Source organism: Novosphingobium sp. Sphag1I, from assembly GCF_056279125.1.
This window is the reverse complement of sequence record NZ_JBWBQS010000022.1, coordinates 46,637-65,984: the sequence shown is the minus strand read 5'-3', so window position 1 is coordinate 65,984 and position 19,348 is coordinate 46,637. Positions and strand designations below refer to the sequence as shown.

Annotated in this window: 16 protein-coding genes; 9 read left to right on the top strand and 7 right to left on the bottom strand. The window is 60.5% G+C overall.

Annotated features, from left to right (window positions below; all coding sequences use genetic code 11):
* On the top strand, positions 1 to 277 hold a 277-nt coding region (locus ACZ9HU_RS20090; RefSeq protein WP_476107627.1), incomplete at its 5' end, for a hypothetical protein.
* A 71-nt stretch (positions 278 to 348) separates the two neighbouring features.
* Here ACZ9HU_RS20090 and ACZ9HU_RS20085 read toward each other — a convergent pair.
* The 3 genes from ACZ9HU_RS20085 to ACZ9HU_RS20075 all read right to left on the bottom strand — a co-directional run bounded on the left by ACZ9HU_RS20085 (position 349) and on the right by ACZ9HU_RS20075 (position 2,509).
* Positions 349 to 1,520, bottom strand: a protein-coding gene (locus ACZ9HU_RS20085) for an IS3 family transposase (RefSeq protein ID WP_476107626.1) whose coding sequence is annotated in 2 segments (ribosomal slippage) — positions 349 to 1,253 and positions 1,253 to 1,520 — 1,173 coding nt in all. Because the reading frame shifts where the segments join, the coding sequence is not laid out codon by codon here.
* Between the two features lie 257 nt (positions 1,521 to 1,777).
* Complete coding sequence (locus ACZ9HU_RS20080) at positions 1,778 to 2,107, bottom strand: hypothetical protein (protein WP_476107625.1); 330 nt, start codon at positions 2,105 to 2,107, stop codon at positions 1,778 to 1,780.
* A 9-nt stretch (positions 2,108 to 2,116) separates the two neighbouring features.
* Entirely contained in the window at positions 2,117 to 2,509 is a 393-nt protein-coding gene (locus ACZ9HU_RS20075) for a hypothetical protein (protein WP_476107624.1), read from the bottom strand.
* Between the two features lie 925 nt (positions 2,510 to 3,434).
* Between ACZ9HU_RS20075 and ACZ9HU_RS20070 the strand changes: the two genes are divergently transcribed.
* Together ACZ9HU_RS20070 and ACZ9HU_RS20065 are read left to right on the top strand one after the other, a co-directional pair.
* Positions 3,435 to 3,860 carry a DUF736 domain-containing protein gene (locus ACZ9HU_RS20070; protein ID WP_476107622.1) on the top strand — a complete coding sequence of 142 codons (426 nt, stop codon included), beginning with the start codon at positions 3,435 to 3,437 and terminating at the stop codon, positions 3,858 to 3,860.
* A gap of 112 nt (positions 3,861 to 3,972) precedes the next feature.
* Entirely contained in the window at positions 3,973 to 4,944 is a 972-nt protein-coding gene (locus tag ACZ9HU_RS20065) for a DUF2493 domain-containing protein (protein WP_476107619.1), read from the top strand.
* Positions 4,945 to 5,174: 230 nt separating this feature from the next.
* On the opposite strand, the gene ACZ9HU_RS20060 is transcribed toward ACZ9HU_RS20065, so the two are convergent.
* Positions 5,175 to 5,438: a hypothetical protein gene (locus tag ACZ9HU_RS20060; RefSeq protein WP_476107617.1), complete on the bottom strand. Its 264-nt coding sequence runs from the start codon at positions 5,436 to 5,438 to the stop codon at positions 5,175 to 5,177.
* Between the two features lie 665 nt (positions 5,439 to 6,103).
* On the opposite strand from ACZ9HU_RS20060, the gene ACZ9HU_RS20055 reads away from it, so the two are divergent.
* The 6 genes from ACZ9HU_RS20055 (at position 6,104) to ACZ9HU_RS20030 (ending at position 14,246) form a co-directional block, all read left to right on the top strand.
* On the top strand, positions 6,104 to 6,403 hold the full coding sequence (locus tag ACZ9HU_RS20055; RefSeq protein ID WP_476107616.1) for a hypothetical protein: 300 nt from the start codon (positions 6,104 to 6,106) through the stop codon (positions 6,401 to 6,403).
* Positions 6,387 to 8,849 carry a type IV secretion system DNA-binding domain-containing protein gene (locus ACZ9HU_RS20050; RefSeq protein ID WP_476107615.1) on the top strand — a complete coding sequence of 821 codons (2,463 nt, stop codon included), beginning with the start codon at positions 6,387 to 6,389 and terminating at the stop codon, positions 8,847 to 8,849. Before ACZ9HU_RS20055 ends, ACZ9HU_RS20050 begins: the two co-directional genes overlap by 17 nt.
* On the top strand, positions 8,737 to 11,817 hold the full coding sequence (mobF, locus tag ACZ9HU_RS20045) for a MobF family relaxase (protein WP_476107613.1): 3,081 nt from the start codon (positions 8,737 to 8,739) through the stop codon (positions 11,815 to 11,817). Before ACZ9HU_RS20050 ends, mobF begins: the two co-directional genes overlap by 113 nt.
* A gap of 296 nt (positions 11,818 to 12,113) precedes the next feature.
* Positions 12,114 to 13,028, top strand: coding sequence for a hypothetical protein (locus ACZ9HU_RS20040; RefSeq protein WP_476107612.1), 915 nt, complete (start codon positions 12,114 to 12,116; stop codon positions 13,026 to 13,028).
* Positions 13,025 to 13,672 (top strand): RES family NAD+ phosphorylase, encoded by a 648-nt coding sequence (locus tag ACZ9HU_RS20035; RefSeq protein ID WP_476107611.1) that lies wholly within the window; start codon positions 13,025 to 13,027, stop codon positions 13,670 to 13,672. The genes ACZ9HU_RS20040 and ACZ9HU_RS20035 overlap by 4 nt, the downstream gene beginning before the upstream one ends.
* A gap of 346 nt (positions 13,673 to 14,018) precedes the next feature.
* The gene (locus tag ACZ9HU_RS20030; RefSeq protein WP_476107610.1) at positions 14,019 to 14,246 is read left to right on the top strand and encodes a hypothetical protein; all 228 of its coding nucleotides are present in this window, start codon (positions 14,019 to 14,021) and stop codon (positions 14,244 to 14,246) included.
* A 34-nt stretch (positions 14,247 to 14,280) separates the two neighbouring features.
* Here the strand turns inward: ACZ9HU_RS20030 and ACZ9HU_RS20025 are convergent, their stop codons facing one another.
* The 3 genes from ACZ9HU_RS20025 to traF all read right to left on the bottom strand — a co-directional run bounded on the left by ACZ9HU_RS20025 (position 14,281) and on the right by traF (position 19,344).
* Entirely contained in the window at positions 14,281 to 16,968 is a 2,688-nt protein-coding gene (locus tag ACZ9HU_RS20025; protein ID WP_476107607.1) for a conjugal transfer protein TraG N-terminal domain-containing protein, read from the bottom strand.
* A gap of 13 nt (positions 16,969 to 16,981) precedes the next feature.
* Positions 16,982 to 18,361 (bottom strand): conjugal transfer protein TraH, encoded by a 1,380-nt coding sequence (locus ACZ9HU_RS20020; protein ID WP_476107633.1) that lies wholly within the window; start codon positions 18,359 to 18,361, stop codon positions 16,982 to 16,984.
* Positions 18,362 to 18,471: 110 nt separating this feature from the next.
* Positions 18,472 to 19,344, bottom strand: a complete 873-nt coding sequence (gene traF / locus ACZ9HU_RS20015; RefSeq protein WP_476107605.1) for a conjugal transfer protein TraF — start codon at positions 19,342 to 19,344, stop codon at positions 18,472 to 18,474.
* Positions 19,345 to 19,348 lie beyond the last annotated feature (4 nt).

Here is a 19,348-nt window from a genome sequence, read left to right as displayed (position 1 = left end):
AATGCCAGTCCATGCCATGATACACTCCATCTCTTCGCAAAGGGGCGTGAATCACAACATGCTGGTATTGCTCAACAACTTTCGGGGCGGGCTCTCAAATAGTGCGGGCAATCTCGGTTCGTTCAAGCATCAGAACTTGATGAGAGTGTACCCATTGAGCGGCACCACGACATACCTTGCGGTACTCGCGGTAGCCCCGCTCCCAGCATCACTGCTGGGCACCCCATTAGGCGAATTGGTCACCGTCACATTGGTGCGGTTACTTGCCGGATCATAAGTATAGGCCGTGTGAGGTGGTCCCGCCTTCCTGGACAGGTTTGCGGCAAAATTAAGCTCAAGCCGATGTCATCACGCCGCGAGTTTGGCGATCAGATCATGGGGGGCATGCCCCCCATGATCTGATACGCCGATGTGCCCATATGCCTCTGCTGGTGTTCTACCGGCAAGGGCAGAATGGGGCCGGTGGTGGTTATAGTAGGTGAACCAGCGCGCCAGGCCCGCCCGCAGTTCGCTGCCGATCTCGAAGGCGTGGAGATAGACGCACTCATACTTCACGGATCGCCAGAGGCGCTCGATGAAGACATTGTCCATCCAGCGCCCCCGGCCATCCATGCTGATCCGCACTTCGGCCTCGCGCAGCACGGTGGTGAAGGCGCGACTGGTAAATTGGCTGCCCTGATCGGTATTGAAGATTTCCGGCTTGCTGTGGCGGGCCATGGCGTCCTGCAGCGCCTCGACGCAGAACCTGGCGTCCATCGTGTTCGAGATGCGCCAGGCGAGCACCTTGCGCGTCGCCCAGTCCATGATGGCGACAAGGTACAGAAAGCCACGCCGCATAGGCAGATAAGTCACGTCAGCACACCACACCTGATTGGGCCGCGTGATCGCCAGATCGCGCAGCAGATAGGGGTAGATCCGGTGCTCGGGATGCGGATCGCTGGTGCGTGGGCGCTGGTAGATCGCGGCCAGCCCCATCTTGGCCATCAAGCGCCGCACCCGGCGGCGGCCAACGGCATGACCCATCCGTTGTAAATGGCGAGCCATCTGACGGCTACCATACCAAGGGCAGTCCATGAACACCTGGTCGATCACCGCCATAAGCGCCAACGTCGTGCCGTTCTCTGGCACCGGCGCGTAATAGTAGCCCGACCGGCTGATCGAGAGCAGGCGACATTGCGCCGTGATCGACAGTTTTGGGTTGTCTGGCTCGATCATCTTCCGCCTCCGATCCATGCTCATCGACCGGAGGCTCGTGCCAAAAAATCGCGCTCCACCAGCAACTGCCCGATCTTGGCGTGCAATTTCTCGATCTCTGCCTCGCTGGAGGCCTTGGCCGCCTGATCGCCGCCCTCAAACAGGCTGGCCATGCCGTCCATCGCCTGCCGCTTCCACGCGCCGATCATCGTGTGGTGCACGCCATGCTTGGCAGCCAATTCCGCTAGCGTCAGATCACCCCGGATCGCCTCCATCGCAACCTTCGCCTTGAAATCCGCGCTGTAGCGCTTTCTCGTCGTCTTCATTCCTGTCCGTTCCTCAGGTCAGGCTGAGCTTATCACCCTGTCCAGAAAAACGGCACCACCTCAGTGCTTGTCCCGCTCACTGGACCGCCGCTCCGACTGACGCCCGTTACTCGCCCCAGCGCATCATAGGTGTACGAGGTGGTCTCCTGCGCGTGGAGCATTCCGGCCGCTCCGCAGCCTGCGCCGGCAGCCATCACCAGCAGTTTCCTGATGCCCTTACGCCGAACCTGCTTCGAGATCATTGACCCGATCCTTCCTCAAAGAGCATGAATGAAATCGACATTGCATGTCGAATTGCTGCCATAGACACGCACCTTCGTTCCCGCAGCCTTGGCTGTTTGCACTATCGACAGCACCGCCTGAACATTGGCTATCTGCGCGGCCTCGCTGGCGCCCCGCGCCTGCCAATGGAGCCATGTCCCGACGCACGTACCTGCCGGCAAACTGATGCTGAAATTCAGCGACCCGGGCACATAGGTTGGCTCGATGGCAATGACATTAGCCTCAACCATCCAGTCATAGGCCATCGCCGGTTGCGAGCAGGCCGCCAATATTGCACTGATCAGAAAAGAGATCTTCCGCTTCATACTCAGATCTCAGAAGCCAAAATTATAGGGATAGGGTGTAGGCAGTCCTGCGGCAGGAGCGCTGGCATCGGCGCAGCTCGAAAGCGTCGAGAAGGTCAGCCCCACGTTACGCCCGGACGCGCGCGCCGTGAGCAATTGCGAGTACATCGCTTTGCAGGCATCCGCCGTAATCGTTATGGTGTTGGAGCCGGTGCTCACTCCACCCCAACTGTTCGAAACCGAGCAAAGCACCCAGTACCTTGAATACCCATAACCGGTGAAAGTGGCCGCCACGGTCCCATCAGGCCCAATGTTCACCCCGCCAAGTGAATAGCTGCATGCCACATCAGCATAGGCCACGTCGCTGGCAAAAAAAGACATGGACGCCAGCAGGCATAAGAACGCTTTGATGCAGTTTTTCACTGAAATCCCCTCCTGGCAGCGGCCGCAAACCTCCGCTGTGCGGTATGCGCAAGTCATCCATGCAAAGGAAGTGACGCCTTACCTTAATGAAAGAGTGCGATGAGCTACCCATCCCGTCAAGAATTGAAAGTCCAGAGCGAATAAGCAGTTTATCTCCTTGCCATCATCGCCTTAGATGTCTATTATTCGCCCCCATTTCTCGATTAGCTCGACGCCACCTACATAATTTCTGAAACGATGTAGCGGATACCTTACCTGAGATCACGAAACACGTGGTAATTGAACGGTCTTTTGCAGGAAAGTTCGTGTATTTGATGCTGACCGCCTTCGCCGGGAACCTTCTTCGCCTGCTCTCCCTCGCCCACCACCTCGCTCAATCAGCCCCGCAGGCATCACCGGACGATCCCGTCCGCTGATGCGTCCCCTCGCGCGCAGGCTTGTTCCTCCCCTCCTTCGCCTCCTTGCAGGATCCCGGCGTCGCATACGGCGGCGCCAGTTCAAAAGCTGCCTCCCGCCAGGTTCCGCTAGCCCCCTTCGCGCCGACCGGCTTTTCGTCCGCCCAGCGGACGGCCGGCGCAAAGCGGGCAAGCTACTCCAAAGGCGGCAGCGCGACGTCTTTTGAGCTGGCAGGCCGCTCGCATGCTTCTTGGGACCTGCGACGGCGGCTCCGGAGGTGATGATCAAGCAAGGCCAAACCATCGCGCTCCGGGACCAGAGAGGAATGGCCCGGTTGGGCCATGGCATGGTGCTTAGGCGCGCTACCGCGCGCATGTTTGTGCTCCGGCTCACCATAGGCGATCTGCAAAAGCGTCAAGAAAACAACGAGATAGACCGAATTGGCCGCAGGCGGTAATAAGTAATCACCAAGAGGGAAACGCCCCTTGGAGCCAAGAACGGCTTAGCCTGACAAGTAAAGGATAGTATTATGGCCAACATCGGTTTCCTCAACGCCAACGAGCGCGGTTCCTTCATCGGCAAGATCGAAACGCTTGCTTTCACCAATGTCATCGCCCTGCGCCCCGTTCAGAGCAGCAACCCCAACGCCCCCAAATTCGACATGATGGCCCGCTCCGCCGCCAATAGCTGGATCAAGATCGGTGCGGTTTTTGAGCAGGTGGCGCGCAGCAGCGGCGAGGTGTTTTATCAGGGCCGGATTGACGATCCCAGCATGGCCAAGCCGATGGATGTTGCCCTCTTCCGCAATGAGGAGGGCGGCTACAACGTAGCATGGACCCGCCGCCGCACCCGTCAGGAATTGCCGAGCGGACGCGAGGGTGAGGAAGCCGTGATGCCCGCAAGCGTGGACGATGGTCTGGGCGAAAGCACCGCAGACAACCACGTCATGCATTGATCGCTTTGGAGTGGGGGAAGCGTGGATGGCGCTCCCCCACGACAACAGAAGATTGCCAATGATGCGGCCCACTCCTGCCCCATGAGCGCAGGATCTTTCAGGGGAAATTCCCATGCGCAGTTTTGCCGGCTTTGCCGATTTCAACGAGCATTACGAGAGCCTGACCACGGCGGAGAATTTCGCCGGAGCTTTCGCGGGCGAACTCGAACGCGCCCAGCTTTCGATCCATGAAGAACCCACCAGTGCCGACATGCCCGACCCCGAAGCCGCGCGGCTGTGCACCCAGCAAATGGTGGCGGATCTTTTCGCGCTGATGGGCGAAACGCGCCTTGCACCGCTGGCCTCGCGCATCGCCTGGGGCATGGTCAATTCCTTTCACAAGGTCGCCCAGCAGATCGCCCGCGAAGAAGACGATGCAGCCCGTGCCCTTGGCGAACTGGCCCGCCTTCAGGACCCTTCAGAAATCCATGCGCTGGAGGTCGAAGAGAAGCAGCGCCATTGCCAATCCTTGAGCGAAGCGCTGGCCGCCATCGAGTGCATGCGCGACCATGCCGCCGAAGTGTACCGCGTCGAAAGTGGCAAGCCATGGTCGGCCACCAGCGGCAGCCGCACCTCGCGCACCCTCACCGCCTCGCAGATCGAGGCGCGCGATTTTCTCGCCGCCCGCGCGCAGTCGCGCCGCGAAGCCCACGCCCCCACCGGGCCGGTGGTGGTGGTGTCCGGCGGGTCTGGATGGCTTGCCCACGAACCGCTCTGGCAGCGTCTCGACCTGATCCGTGAGCGCGTACCCCATATGACCTTGGCCACCACCGCGCAGCGTTCGGGAACCGATGCCATCGCCGCCGCATGGGCCGCAAGCCGGGGCGTTCCGATTGTCGCCTTTCGCCTGAACCGCGCCAAGGGAAACAGCGCGGGTTTTGATCGCAATCGCCAACTTGTGGCGCTCTCCCCCGTCGAGGCGATCATTTGCGAAGGGTCGGGTTTGCAGGTCAATCTTGCCCAGCGTTGCCGCGAGGCAGGGGTTCCCCTCACCATCTTTCGCGCCGCGCAATTCGCGCAAGCGGAGGCAAGCAAGGCCGCCTAAAGCGGCCTGCCGACCGGCATAGGCCGGTCGGCTTTTGCCCCTGTGCATGGATGAGAGACTGACCCAGCGACGAGGGCAAAACGAAGGTAATTATTCATTGGTCTTTTGTGGTGGCAGGCCAAAAAAATTGCGCCCCTGTCGGGGCGTGTTCTCGCGCGGGCAGACTCGCGTCCGCCGCATGGCTGCGCCAGCAAAAAGGCAGGCCTCGCATTGCTCAGCCTGCCACCTTCTCACCCTTCCCTTGCCAATCGGCGTAGCGCCTCGCTGGCACCCAGACGGGTGACAGCTGTCGCCAACGCCTTGGCTTCAACCCGGTCCATCGCCGGGATCTTTACACGCTCCAGAGCGGCGAGCAGGGCACCCCTGCCCGCGTCAAGCGCGGCCTCACGCGTCGCCTTTTCCCGCTCGGCCAGAGCGGCCAATTGTGCTTCCAGCCTGGCCTTCTCCGCCGCGATACCGGCGAGATCATTTTCCAACTTCTTTTGCTGCGCCATAGCGCGTTCCTCCTTGTTCGAGAGCCAACAGATCGATCATCAGGGACCGAGGCTCTCGAGCATGGCGCGCGCCCGAACCGTTCCGGTCAGGGCCTTGGCTGCGGCTCACTCCTCCGCTATCCTGCGTACCCATTCGGGGCGCCGATTGGCGATGTGGGATGCCCTCCGGCCAGCGTCAAGGCTGTCGCCTGACGGGTCATCTTGGCGGCGGGTTTGGTTCTGCAACCTCAGCCCAAAAAAATGGCGGCCGGGGCAAGCGGACACGCCCCTGCGGCGCGTGGCGTATGTGCTTCTGCACGGCCTGGACTGGATGGGGCCGGCCTTGCGCCTGCCGGACGCGGAAGGCACCGCCAGATGGAGAGGCTGGACCTATCCCGAGAGGAAGCTGGTCCAGTCCCTACAGAAGGAGGAAAGCACACCCTACACGGCATCCGTAAAATTAAGTTACTGGACAAGAATGGTTTTTCGCCATTTCGACCGGATATAAGATACTAAATCCGCATTTAGCATGCTAAATGTGGGTTGGCTTTCGCTCCAGGCTACTGTTTTCTATGACCTTTCATGGATTTAGCATCCTAAATCCCCATTCTCGGTTGGACGCCGCGATGTCCCTCCGCTAGAGTGGCTGAGCGATACCCAGACCATGCCTTTTGAAAGGCTGGTTTGTGACACAAAGAACCAAAACCCTCTCTGTCTGCCTGCCTCTGGCCAGCGCCGATCAGATCCGCGATCTGGCAGAAAAGCGCGGCGCCAATGTCAGCCATGTGCTGCGCGAACTGGTGCAAGTGGCCCTGCCCTTTGCTACCTTTCTGCCCCAGTGCGACCTCGTCCGTCTGGCTGCCAATCTGGAATATATTCAGGCCGCCATCGACTTTCAGATGAGCCGCAATTTCCCCGAGGAAGCCGAGCAGCTTCCCTCCCTCGTGATCAAACGCATGGCGGTGCATCATGGCTATCAAGCCTGAGCGCGAGGACATAAGGTTCGACCGGAGCCGCCCTGCCCGTATTGCCCACGCCTCGGCGCGCGGCGATGTGGTGCGCAATGTCGGCAGCTTCACCCGAGGCACCCAGCTTGTCCGTCTGCAATATATGATGGCATGGCAGGGCATCAAAGTGCCCCTGCTGATCGCGCTGGCCTGCTTCCTTGTTTTGCTCTGCGCCTTCCTCTCTATCCGCATGGATGAGCATGAGGTGCAGCTCGTCGAAATGCGCATTTATTCGGGTCTCTGGGACTGGGTGGATTTCAATCCGCGGCACCTCATCAACCTCACCTTGCCCGATGGCCGCATCGTCCATCTGCCGATGGGAGCGGTGCCCTATAACCCGCATGTGATGCTCGCCTGGCACAAGGCATGGCGCTGTTTCTGGGCCTCCTGCATTGGCGCAGCCTTCTTCTCGATCCCGCTCACCATCTGGTTCTTCAGCCTTGCCCGCGAGCGCGGCTCGGACATCATGAAGGAGCGTCATGAGCGCGGCGCGATGCTGGTCGAGCGCGATGTTCTGCTCTCCGAAATCACCACCTATAATCATCACAAGCTGACGCAGGCGGTGGCCGACAGGTATCCCGACCTCGATCCTGCCAAGGTCGCGCTTGCGCCGCCTGCCCGGCGTCAAAAGCTGGGCCTGCATGTCCCCTATGCGATTGCCGGTATCCCCTATCCGTGGGATCTCGAACGCACCCATGGCATGCTGATTGGCACCACCGGCACGGGCAAAACCACCGTCTTGCTCGACCTCATTGCGCAGGCCCGGACACGTGGCCATCGCTGCGTGATCTTCGATCTCACCGGCGTCTTCGTTCAGCATTTCTACCGCGCGGGGTTAGACCATATCATCAACCCGCTCGACACGCGCTGCCCGCCCTGGACGATCTTCTCCGACTGTCGCAGCCATGTCGATTTTACCGCGGCGGCGGCCGCGCTGATCCCTTCGGATGGTGCCAGTTCCGAACCCTTTTGGGTGATGGCCGCGCGCACGCTCTTCGTCGAGATGTGCATCAAATTGCAGGAGCGCGGCGAGACCACCAATGCCGCCATCGCCCACCGCCTGATGTATGCCAGCCTCAAGGACATCCATGCCCAGTTGCGCAACACCGTGGCCGATCCGCTGACCTCGGAGCAGGCCTCGCGCATGGCTGAATCCATCCGCGCGGTCTTCAACACCAATGCGCAGGTCCTGCGCTATCTGCCCGATGTCGACGCCAAAGATCCGGCGCGCTTTTCCATCCGCCGCTGGATCAGGGAGGAGGCCAATCCCGGCTCCATTCTCTTCATCACCTCGACCCATACGCATCTCCATGTGACGCGTTCGCTGATGACCTTGTGGATGGATCTGGCGGTCAATGCCCAGCTTGAAACCGAGCGCAATGCCGGGCTCAAGACATGGTTCCTGTTCGACGAGGTTCATGCCCTGCACCGCCTTCCCGCGCTCGAACATGGACTGCAAACCGCGCGGGCCTATGGCGGGGCCTTCCTCCTCGGCATTCATAGTTTCGAGCGCCTGTGCGAGACCTATGGCCGCGAAGGCGCGACCAATCTGGCCGCCCTTGCCCGCACCAAACTGATGCTGACGGCGGCCGATCGCGCCACGGCGGAATTCTGCTCCGGCATCGTCGGCAACCGCGAGGTGCGCGAGGTCGATGAGGCCTATTCGATTGGTGCGGCCATGTCACGCGATGCCGCCACCATCACGCCTCGCACCGAGGTCAAGCCGCTGATCCTGCCCGATGACATCATGAACTTTCCCTCGCTCTACGGGATCATCAAATTCCCCGAAGGCTTCCCGGCCGCGCGCATCCATCTTGAGTGGCGCGCCTATCCAATCATTGCTGAACCCTTTGCCGAAGAGAAGGATATCCGCTTCTCCGAATTCAAGCCTGCCAATGACGATGACGGTGCTGGTGACGGCGGCCGGGAGCACGCTGCCCCCTCGCGTCCCACCTTCCGAGCCGAGATGCTGCCCGAGGTCGAACGGCAGCAGGAGGCCGAGGCCAAGGCGGACGAGACACGCATTGATGCTCGCGAGATCACCTCGGTCGATCTGCAAGCCGATACGCGCAGCACCGGTGCGCCGCCCAATCCCGCTAGCGAGGAGGGCAGCTCCAACGCCAAGCCAGCCCCCGGCGCTGCCTTTGTCGAGCAGCCGCTCAGGCTGGGCGGCCCGGTAGAACGGCGTGAGCGCGAAGGGCAGGACAAACAGGCACCCCTGCCCGGCACGGCTGACCGGTCCAAAGACCAGCGGTCCGCTCACCGCGAACAGCAGGCGCTGATCGATCAGCGCACCGGCATCGGCATTGTCGATGAGCAGGATCAGCACCGCCGCGATCATCACCATGGGCATGGGTCTGGGCATGGTCACGGACCGCTCCATGGCGGGCCGGCGCTTGGCGATGACAGCGGTATGGGGATGTAAGGCGATGCACTCTATTTCTTCTGTGCGCAGCGCGGGCGGCGCGGCCACTTATTTTGCCAAGGATGACTATTATACCGGCGAGGGCACGGCCGAGTTCAGCGCCTGGGGCGGCAAGGGGGCCGAAGTGCTCGGCCTTGCCGGGGACGTGGGGAAGCAGCCGTTTCAGGAACTGCTGCAAGGTCAATTGCCCGATGGCAGCCTCGTCAATCAGGTCGAGGGGCGCCGTATGGGCCTCGACCTCACCTTCTCGATGCCCAAGTCGGCCAGCGTGCTGGCGCTGATAGGCGGTGACACTCGCCTGCTTGAAGCACACCGGGAGGCGGTCCGCGAGACAATGCGCTGGGTCGAGAAGACCCATGCCGAAGTGCGTTCCTATGAGCGCAGCCGCAATGGCGAGCCGGTACGGTCGGGCAATCTCGTCTGGGCCATGTTCGAGCATGACACCAGCCGCAAGCTTGATCCTCAATCGCATATCCATGTTGTGGTCGCCGCGATCAGCCAAGCAGCCAATGGCGACTGGCGCGCGCTATTCAATGGCGCGATCTGGAGCGCCAATGCCAGCATCGGCAGCGCCTATCACGCCCAGTTCCGCGAGAAGGTCGAAGCTTTGGGCTATGGCACCGAGCTATCGGGCAAGCATGGTCAGTTTGAGATCAGCGATGTGCCCAAGGAAGTCTCCCGCGCCTTCAGCCAGCGGCGCGAGGAAATCCTTGAGCGCGTCGCGGCGCTCGGCATCGCCACCCCGCAGGGGCAGGATGCCGTCGTGCTGGGCACACGCGACAACAAGACCCATGTCGAGGACAAGGACGCGCTCTATCAGGCATGGCAGGACCGCGCCGCTGAGCTCAGCTTTGATGCCAAGGCCATGGTCGAGCAGGCCAAAACACGCGTTGGACCCGATGTCTCGCTCAGCCAGCCTGTGCGGGAACCTGCCGTGGCTGAGGGGATCATCGAGCGGATCCGCTCGACGGTCGGCCTCTGGCTTCGTGCCGCAGATCCGCTCACCACCAACGGCTTGCGTCGCCTGACGCTCAGCCCGAGCGAAATTCGTACCGAGATGGCTGTGGCTTCGGCCATCCGCATTCTAGGGCAGCGGGAGGCTGCCTTTGGCGTACAGGAGATCTCCAAGACCGCGCTCGATCTGGGCCTTGCCAATGTCACCATCACCCGCGCCGAGAGCCGGGTGCGCCAATTGCTCAAACTTGGGCAGTTAATCCCCGGCAAGAGCGAAAGGCTCGATGGGGTGGTGACGCAGGTGACCACACCGGAGCATTTGCAGCAGGAGCGTCAGCTGCTAGCCGCCATCGATGTTGGACGTGAGCAGGGTCATGCATTGTTTGACCCGCAGGAATCCTCGCACAAGCTGGCCTCGGTGGAACCAGAGTTGTTGCAGAACCCGGCACCGCTGACCGATGAGCAGATGCGGGCGGCAACTCTGGCGCTTTCCTCATCGGATCGCGTGGTTCTGGTGCAGGGTGTGGCTGGCGCCGGTAAATCGACCATGATCGACCGCGTAGCCCGTGTTGCGGAGAGCGAGGGGCGCGAGGTTCTTGGGCTGGCCTTTGCCAACAAGATGGTGAACCAGCTCCGTGATGATGCCGGGATCAAGGCGCAGACCGTTTCCTCCTTTATCCATGCGCATCTGGCCAATGCCCTGCGCGGGCAAGGGGCGGGCTTTGAGGCATCGCGCGAGGCTTTGGCGGGCAAGTTCCTGTTGCTCGATGAGGCTTCGCTGGTGGCCAATGAGGCGATGGTCCACCTCACCACGATCGCCAATGCCTTTGCGGTCGAGAAGCTGGTGATGGTGGGCGACCGGCATCAGCTTTTGCCGATTGATGCGGGCAAGGCCTTCGTGCTGCTGCAGAGCCATGCGCCCAGCATGGCCCAAATGCCCACCAGTCTGCGGCAGCGCAGTGAGGCGATGAAGCAAATTGCCAATCTCACGCGGCGTGGGGAAGTGGGCAAAGCGATGGAAGTCCTGCGCAAGCAGGAAGCGTTTCATGAGCATAAGGACGATTATCTCGAGCAGGCTGCGCAGGCATGGCTGGCCCTGTCTCCCGAACAGCGTGAGCGGACCGATATTTACACCTCGGGGCGCCTTTCGCGGGCAACCCTCAATAGGCTGGTTCAGGACGGGCTGCGCGCTGAGGGACGGCTGACCGGGCGAACGATCAGTCTTGAGGTTGCCGCCACAGTCCATGCTACCCGGGAGGAGTTACGCTATCCCCAGACCTATCGCGCGGGGCAGATCCTTAATGTCTCCCGTCACAATGCAGTGTCGGGTCTCGCACGCGGGACCTATGCTGTGGTGGGGCATGACAAGGGCGATAGAGTCCGCCTACGTCAGGAGAACGGCAAGATCGTCACGTTCACGCCCAGCACCATCGATCCCCATGATCGGCGCGAACTGATCCAATTGGCCACGCGCGAAAGCCTTTCGCTTCAGACCGGGGATCGCATCCGCTGGGCCGCCTCGGACAAGGTGCGGGGTATCTTCAATTCTGATGGCGCGCGGGTGCTGGCGGTGTCCGATGCCGGTGTTGAGGTGGAACTGGCCAACAAATCCACCTTGCTGCTCGCGCCGGGGGACCGCATCCTCGAGCGCCTTGGCCTTGGCTATGCGATCAACATGCATCAGGCGCAGGGGATGACGCAGGACTTTGCCATTGGCGCGATGCATTCGGCCGAGAAGTATCTTTCCAATGCCCGCCTCTTTCATGTGATGGCGACGCGTGTGCGGGAGGGGTTTGAGCTTTTCACCAATGATGTGGCGGCGCTTACTGGCGCTATTGCGCGCAATGCGGGGGACAAGGCCAGTGCGCTGGAGGTGATTGGCGAGAAGAACCTCAAGGCCCCGACTGCTGAGCCAAAGCAAGGCCTGTCAGAAGCCTCGTTCCGGGCCGAACCGGGGAGGCATGTTGGGCCGCAGCTTCCTCTCCCGGAAAAGTCCATCGAACTTGGGTTTTGATGAGCTGATTCGAATTTACGCGCAAGGATGCGGGATCGTGGGCATGGCATGATTCCTGGAAATTCGGCGCTTCCAGCCAATCTAGGCAAGATCTAATGGTTCTGTGCTCTGTCTTGAGGCTTTGCCAACCCACACCTGAAGCCATGGATCAGATCCATGCGCTCTTGCAAGAGGGCGACAATCGCCCGAGATTGATCGGCTCGGAATGATCGCGCCCGCTTGCCCGTCGGCCTTGAACGGGAAATTTGGTGAATTACGTTATTGGTTTGTCAAACTAACCATGCTAACGAAAACCTATGGCCATCGTAATTCAAACGCCCGAGTCTGCAGACAGCAGCAAAAGCGGTGATCTCGAGCAGGTTCTCGCCGCCACTCTCGTAGTTGCAATTTCCGAGCAGGCAGTTCAGCTTAACGCAGAGGTCAAAAAGCACCGTTTCGGCCATCTTCATACCAAGCATGTCTTAAAGCGCCGCGTTCACAAGCGGAAAGGAAACGCGCGCCATTTGACACACAAAACCGACCCTCAACTCGATAGATGGCTCCACAGTCATAAGCCGCTCGACGCGACCGAAAAAGACATCTGGTCAATTGAACTCCTGATGGCGGCAGAGGCGATGGAAGGCGCCGTGAAGCGTACAATCAAGGAGTTTCTTGCGGAAGTCGGAGCGAAACTCACCGTCATGGACCCGAGCGTGCTCCATATTGCAGAGATCGTCCATCGCTCGCTGCCATCGGCGCGCGCGCGCGCATCAGATGCAACCATCGAAAAGCTCGTCGAAGCGCTCGTCGAAACTCAGGACCCGTTGGCCGCAGTTGGCGCGCAGATCGATGCCGCCAATGCCGAAGCGCGGGTGCAGTTCATGCGCGAAATCCCGACATTGACCGGGGAACAGGTGACGACTGCCTCGGGAAGCACTGCGCGCAACCGCAGCCAGACTGCGAGCCGATGGAAAGCCGAGGGCAAGATCTTCTCGGTGGGTTGGCAGGGGCATGAGCGTTATCCCGCATTTCAATTCAAGGACGGTCGCCCACACGGCACAATTGCAAAAATCCTTTATGAATTACCGATCAGCATGTCGCAGTGGGAGGTGGCTTTCTGGTTCGTTTCTACCAATAGCTGGCTTGGCGACGACGCTCCCTGCGAGCGTTTGGATGACATTGACGCAGTCGTCATGGCAGCGCGCAATCTAGCCGGTGCCGTCGTTGGATGAGCGCCACCCCAGCGGCACTTGTGCCCCCACCCCCCTCGTCACTGGTGTGCGGCAGCTATCAGCTGCCGTCCGGTACAATTCTTCATCGCATTTATGATCAGCGTTTCACTGCATGCTCATTCAACCCTGGCATGGGCAATTCGCGCTTCGCGCCATTCGAGGTTGATGGGAAGAAGGTGCCGACGGCCTATTGCGCCACCAGCCTCGAATGTGCCGTTTTCGAGACGCTGTTCCACGACATCAAGGCGGATGCGCACTTCAAATCTGTGCCCGGGTCGTCACTTGAACCCCTGCGCTATTCGAAGATCGAGCTCACGCGGGACGTAACGCTTGCCCCATTGTTCTCTGCTGACCTAATGAAACTCGGACTTGAGCGCAATCAACTGATCGATACCCCGAAATCGACCTATGCAGCAACGCAGGTTTGGTCACAGGCAATCCATGCCAGCGAAGGCGCACCTGAAGGGCTCATCTGGACCTCGCGGCGTTACGATCAGGAAAAGGCCTTGATGTTCTTTGGTGATCGCGTCTCGGAGTCGAGCGACCTCAGGCTAGTAGAAACAGTCGGAGTGGCAACAGACGCCGCGACGCTACAAGTAGTCGCCGGATTGGCTCAGCGTGCAGGCATTCTCATCGCCAGATGACCAGAGGCAGCCACGCAGCAGGCCAAAACGGTCCCCTTTCCAGATCAAATCCAACAAATTGCGCACAAGTTTTCATCCACCATTCTCACTCGAGAGACCGTATATGCGCGGCCATTGAGGTTTTTTACCCCCGTTGAGAATTTTCTCCAATCAGTTTTCAAATTACTGAGCGGCAAGCTGATTGATTGAAAGTGACCCCGCCTCCCTGTAATCACTTTTGGACAAACATAGAGCCCCAAATTGCATTTGAGGCTCGGGCTCAGATCTTCAACGCACTTGTCTTTAAGCGTCTCATGCCCTTCACAAATTCCTTTCCTTCAGCCATAAGGCAGGAAAGGAATTTGTGATGGATATCCGCGCTAGAAATTTGGGATTGGCCCCGCTTACCGACACTGGTGATCCAGCGGATTGTTCGTGGCTGACCAAGGCCGCCGCCATGGGCGCATTTGACGATTGCCATGCTGCGAGCGAATTTCCTCTTGAGCATTATTCGCGGTCGCAACGTATTGCAGTTGCAATTGTCGGCGTGTCTGCACTTTCGACGCTGCTCTATCTCTTTTTTCGGCCCTTCTGAAACCCAATCAGCTAACCTGTCGAAAGGCTGAGCCTTAGCGCTGATGGGTCTCCCCATTCGCCAAATCATTAGCTTGACGAAGTTCGGCCCGCCCTTTCTGATGCTGTTCAGACAGGCGGGCCTTGCCGCCTACTACCCCACCTTCAGATCGAGCGATTTCAGCAGGCCGACCAACGCTTGCTTGCTGCCTCATTGGCCCGACTTGCTTCTCCACAACAGAACTGCGCAAGGACGCCTCGGTAAATGGCTTGGGCGGTGCAACAAAAGCCCCCATTTCGCTCCCCTTCTGCGGCGCCTCCATCCCTGCCATCCCGCTATAATCTTGCAGAATGTCTCCCACGATCGCGTTGCGAAGTTCTCGCTGCCTCGCCGTCAGATCCACCTGATTGAGCGAAGGTGCGCCAAGCCCGGCATAGCGGGAACTGGCCAGGGCATTATAACGACTGGCAATCACCTGGCTCATATCGTCCGTTAGCTGCCAGCCACGATGTTGCGCGTCGGACACCACATGATCGAGGCGATTGCCCTGCTCTTCACTTCGGGCGGCCTGCTTTTCCAGGGATTGTGCTTCGGAGAAACGTTTCTCCAATGAATCCCGCGTTTCACCAAAGGCGTCATATCGATAATAGCGGCCGTTGGAGGTGAAGCCTTCCTGCGAGAAGGTGACGGCCTCGCCATTGGCCGAATAGGTAGTGTTAGATTTACTTTCACCGCTCCGTGAGGTCGTGTGTGTACCCTGATCCTGCTGGTCAGTCTGAGCCCAACTGCGATCGGTGCCTGCGCTTACCCCGGCCTGTGCACTCATCGGTATGCCACCGCGTCCCGCGCCTGCAGAACCACCTACAGATGCGCTAACATTCCTGGCCGTCCGGTCACTCGCCGTCCGGGTCACCCCAACCCGCTGGCTCACATCATACCCGGAATTCGCCGTATCCCCGCTCTGCAGGGAATCCGTCTGCGAGGTCTGATGCTGCCCACTGGTCCGCGTCCCACTGGTGGTATCGCCACCCTCATGCGTCCCAAACCCACGCGTCAGCCCATGCACCCGCGAGAGCCCCGCAGAATAAGTCTCGCTCGCCGCCTGCCTGTAGGAGGTTGCCTGATTGTGATACTTGGCCGCGCTATCGGAAACATTGCGCATCGCGCCCTCAACTTCGCTCGGCGTAAAGCCCAAACGGCTGATCCCAGGCGTATTGTTGTAAATGACCGAACCATCGGCCGACCGCGCGAACTCGGTCCCATTGGCCGCCACAAAACTCGAGATCCCCGCCCCATCGCGATGGGTGGCCGCCGTATTCCACTGATTGCCCGTCACATTGCCATAGGAATAATTGCCCGTGGTGCGCTCCACCGCCGCGGCATCGGCTCCTTGCTGGACCGGCGCCAACATCGCGCCCGCACTATGGGCCAGCGACATCGCCCCCCTCGCCATCCCGCCTGCCAGAACCGGCACCGACATCAACAAGAACCCGGCGAGCATCGCACTGTTCTGATTGATCGCATCGATCATCGGCATCGCTGCCATGGTCATGCCATTGCCGCTCGCCGCCGCCGTCAATTGGGCTGCTGCTTCGGCGGTCACGAACATATGCAGGACCGCAGAAAGCGGCCCCCAGGAGGACAGGTAAAAGAACCCGGCAAGATAGGCCTTCAAGGCCGGGATCCCACTTTGCGGCAACAGAAACAACGGAAAAATCACCGGGAACATTGCGTAAAAGACGATCGTGAGCACCAGATTGAGCACCGGTACCCATGTCATGGCCTGGCGCGCCGAAGCGATCATCACATTCTGTGCCTGAAGCTGAGCATGCATGGTGGCAAAGGTGTCGCCATCGCCGGCGCCCAGATTGGCGCGGGCTTCCATAAAGGCATCGACGAGCGAGCGCTGCTGGAAGACCTGCTGCGCGCTCATCGCGCTGCCATAAAGGCCCTGCGTCACGCCCGGCAAATCGGACTGCAATTTGCTGACCGCCTGGGCAGCCGGAAGATAGGGATAGAAGGAAGGCGCGATCTGGGCAAAACTCTCGCTCGCTAGGGCCCCATAGGCTGCCCTGATCCTGGCATAGGCGTCCGAGCAAAGGATCACCTCGCTGCCAGCCTCGCTCCCATAGGCCACCATCCGCGCCGAGGATCCCGGCCCCAGCGCGGCAAGCAGATCAGGCGAGGCGGCAAGCTGCTGGAGACTGGTCGCAGCGCTTGAATGGATCATCACCCCATAGAGGTAGCACTGGGTAATATAGGCTTCGACATTCTGCTTGAGGACCGGATTGGCAATCACGAACTGGCGCGAGAGCTCATTGATCCGTGTGGGATAAAGCATGCCATATTGGGTCAGCGTCAAGGCGCCCGGCTCAACAAAGACGGCTTCAGCCGTGCGGGTGAGCCAATAGCTCACCTGACTGGAAAAGGAGGCCATGGCCGCAAGCCCGATCGGCACATTGGACACGCTGCCATTGCCGACCGCAGGATTGACCTTGTCGATCACCACGACATTGGTCGTCGGCACGATGAGGCACATATACATGGCCGTGGCGGTCAGGAACCAGTGCAGCGCTGCTTTCCAATTGAGCGCCAGAGCCATGATGAGCAGGGCATAGATCAGCCCCATCACCATCACGACCTGCAGCATCGAGCGAAAGCCACCGCCCCCGCACCAGGCCGAGACGGCATTGAGCACATTGACGATATGCTGCCCGCCGCCGAGCGTCACGATTTCCAGCATGGTGGGGTGGCTCCTAGCGGCTCATTGAGGTGCGCAGCGAGCGGTCGAACTGGAGCGCGGCTGACATTTGCGGCGCCATCTGGTTGCGCAAGGTTGCCTCGATCCTTTGCGCGCGCTCGACCAAAATTTGCGCCCGCTGCACCCGCGCGCCATTGGCCTGCGACTGCTCCTCGAGTCTGCGGGCCACCGCATCGAGCTGGGCGCGCCACTGCGCCATCGACTTATCGTCGGCATTCTGGAAGCTGCCTTGGGCGGCCACCACCTGCTGAATGAATTTGCGCGTCACGGTTTCGAGGAGATCGGTCGCCACCGCTTCGGAGAGCGCGTAGAGGTCGGCCTGCAGCAGATTGCCGTAGCTGGCCGCAGCATCGACGATGAGGATCTTGTATAGCGGGATTGAGGTGGCCCCAAGCAGACCGACCTCCTCGCTGGTCAGGGTCTGCTCAGCCAGCATGCGGGCGCGAATATCGCTCACCAGCGCATAAACCCGGGGCTTGAGGGCCACGGAAGCCGCAATCGTCACCGTCTGCAGGCTCGGCGTCAGACAGTCGGCATCACCCCCGCAGCTATAGACCTTGGCGCCCGAGCCGCCATCGAGCAATGCTGTGATCAGCGCATCGTCCCCGCCGCCCATAAAGGCAAAGCTGCCGGTTGAAGTGTCATTGCCCGGCGCGGTGTAGATGACCGTGCCGACGAGCGACATCAGGTACTCTTTGAAGCTGCCATCAAAATGGGGGTAGGACTGCGTCAGGCTCGCCCAGGTGTAATTGTAGCTTTTGGACGGGATGCTGATGTCACTGTTGCGCCGCAAGGTGCCCGCCGTCTGCCCGCCATTGCCGCAATCCTGCTCGCCCTTGGCCCAGTCGGCAAAGAAGCCTTGGGCATTGCCGATCATCTTGCACATTTGCGAATTGCGGATGCCGACGCTGCCCATCAGCCCGGCCGCCGCCGTGGCGCCCAGTTCACACGAACTCTTGCTTTGCTGGATCATCTGCTGAAGCTTTTGCAGATTGTCCATGAGCGTTGAATCGATGAGCGAGCTGATGGATTTGAGCGCCAGCTGGAACACAAACATCAGCGCGCCATTGGCGACCGCCTTGCCCGCCGCGACCAGTTGATCGGAATTGATGAAGGAAAAGCCGCCGGTGAACAGATCGATCCCGCCGCAGCCCGCCTTGACGCTGGGCAATTGCAAGGAACCCAGCGTGAGATCACTTTGCGGCACGCGCGCCCAGATATGGCCGCCGGTGTAATAGCCGCCCATCTGGCCATTATAGGCAGCCGGGCCGCTGGCATTGGCAGCGCCCCCCAGCCCGTTGAAGAAGCCATTGAGTTCGGAATTGACATCGGCCTGCGCAACATCGATCCCGATGAGGTTGAGGGCCGCGAGCATCGCCAGCACGGCGCCAAAGCGCCTGCCTCGTGCCCGCCGCTGTGTCAGTCCCGAAGTCCGCCCCCGGTTCCGCCACCGTCCCCTGAGATTCTGCCAAAGCGCGCGCAGCATCAATAGTCGCTCCCGACCTTGACGCTGGTGAGAGTAAAGATGCGCTGCATCACCTCATCGGCGGCCATCACGCCGTAGCCCACCGGGATCGGCTTCTTGGTCAGTGTGTCGAAGAGGACGAGCGCGGGCACCTGCCCGCCCTGCAGCCCCATGCGCTGATACTGGCCATGGTCGACGACATAATTGCGGAAGGACGCGATCGGCCCGCCATCCATCGAGACGGGCAGGACCGAGAGGTTGTACTGCTCGGACAGGCTCTTCAAGACCGGAGAGAAGGCCTCGCAGGCGCCGCAGCTGGAGGAATAGAAGAAGAACAGCCCATAGCGGCGCGAGAGCGCGGCCATGGTCGCGGCCTGATCGCTCTTGCGCTGTTCAAGCCAGGCATTTTTGCCGAGCGTGTTGACCGGGCGCTGGAGCGTATAGTCCAGCGTTGGATCCTGCCAGATCGCGCGCTGCCAGACATCGGCAAAGGTCGAGGCCCGGTCGAGCTGTTCGCGCTGATAGCGGATATAGGCCGCAACATTCTCGGTGGTGGGTTCCAGGATCGCCTTGGCGCGCAGTTCATCGAGCGCCTTGGTGATCAGCGCGAGGCGGTCCATGGCTTTAGCTGGAGGCGCGGATGCCTCTGGCTGTTTGGGCCCAGATTTGGGCTTTGGACTCTCGCAATAGAACCAGGTGCCCAGCTTGCGCTCGCCGCAGTAGAAAGGGTCCTGCCCGGCGGAAGGCGGGATTTCCGGCGCGGCGATGGTTTGGGTATCAGTTTCGAGGTCAGGTTGTGCGCTGACACTCTCCTGCGCAAAGGCAGGGGCTACCGCGTGAACTGAAAGCGCAAGGACCAGCGCGGCACGGGTGATTGGGGCGGCAAATGTCATGGGC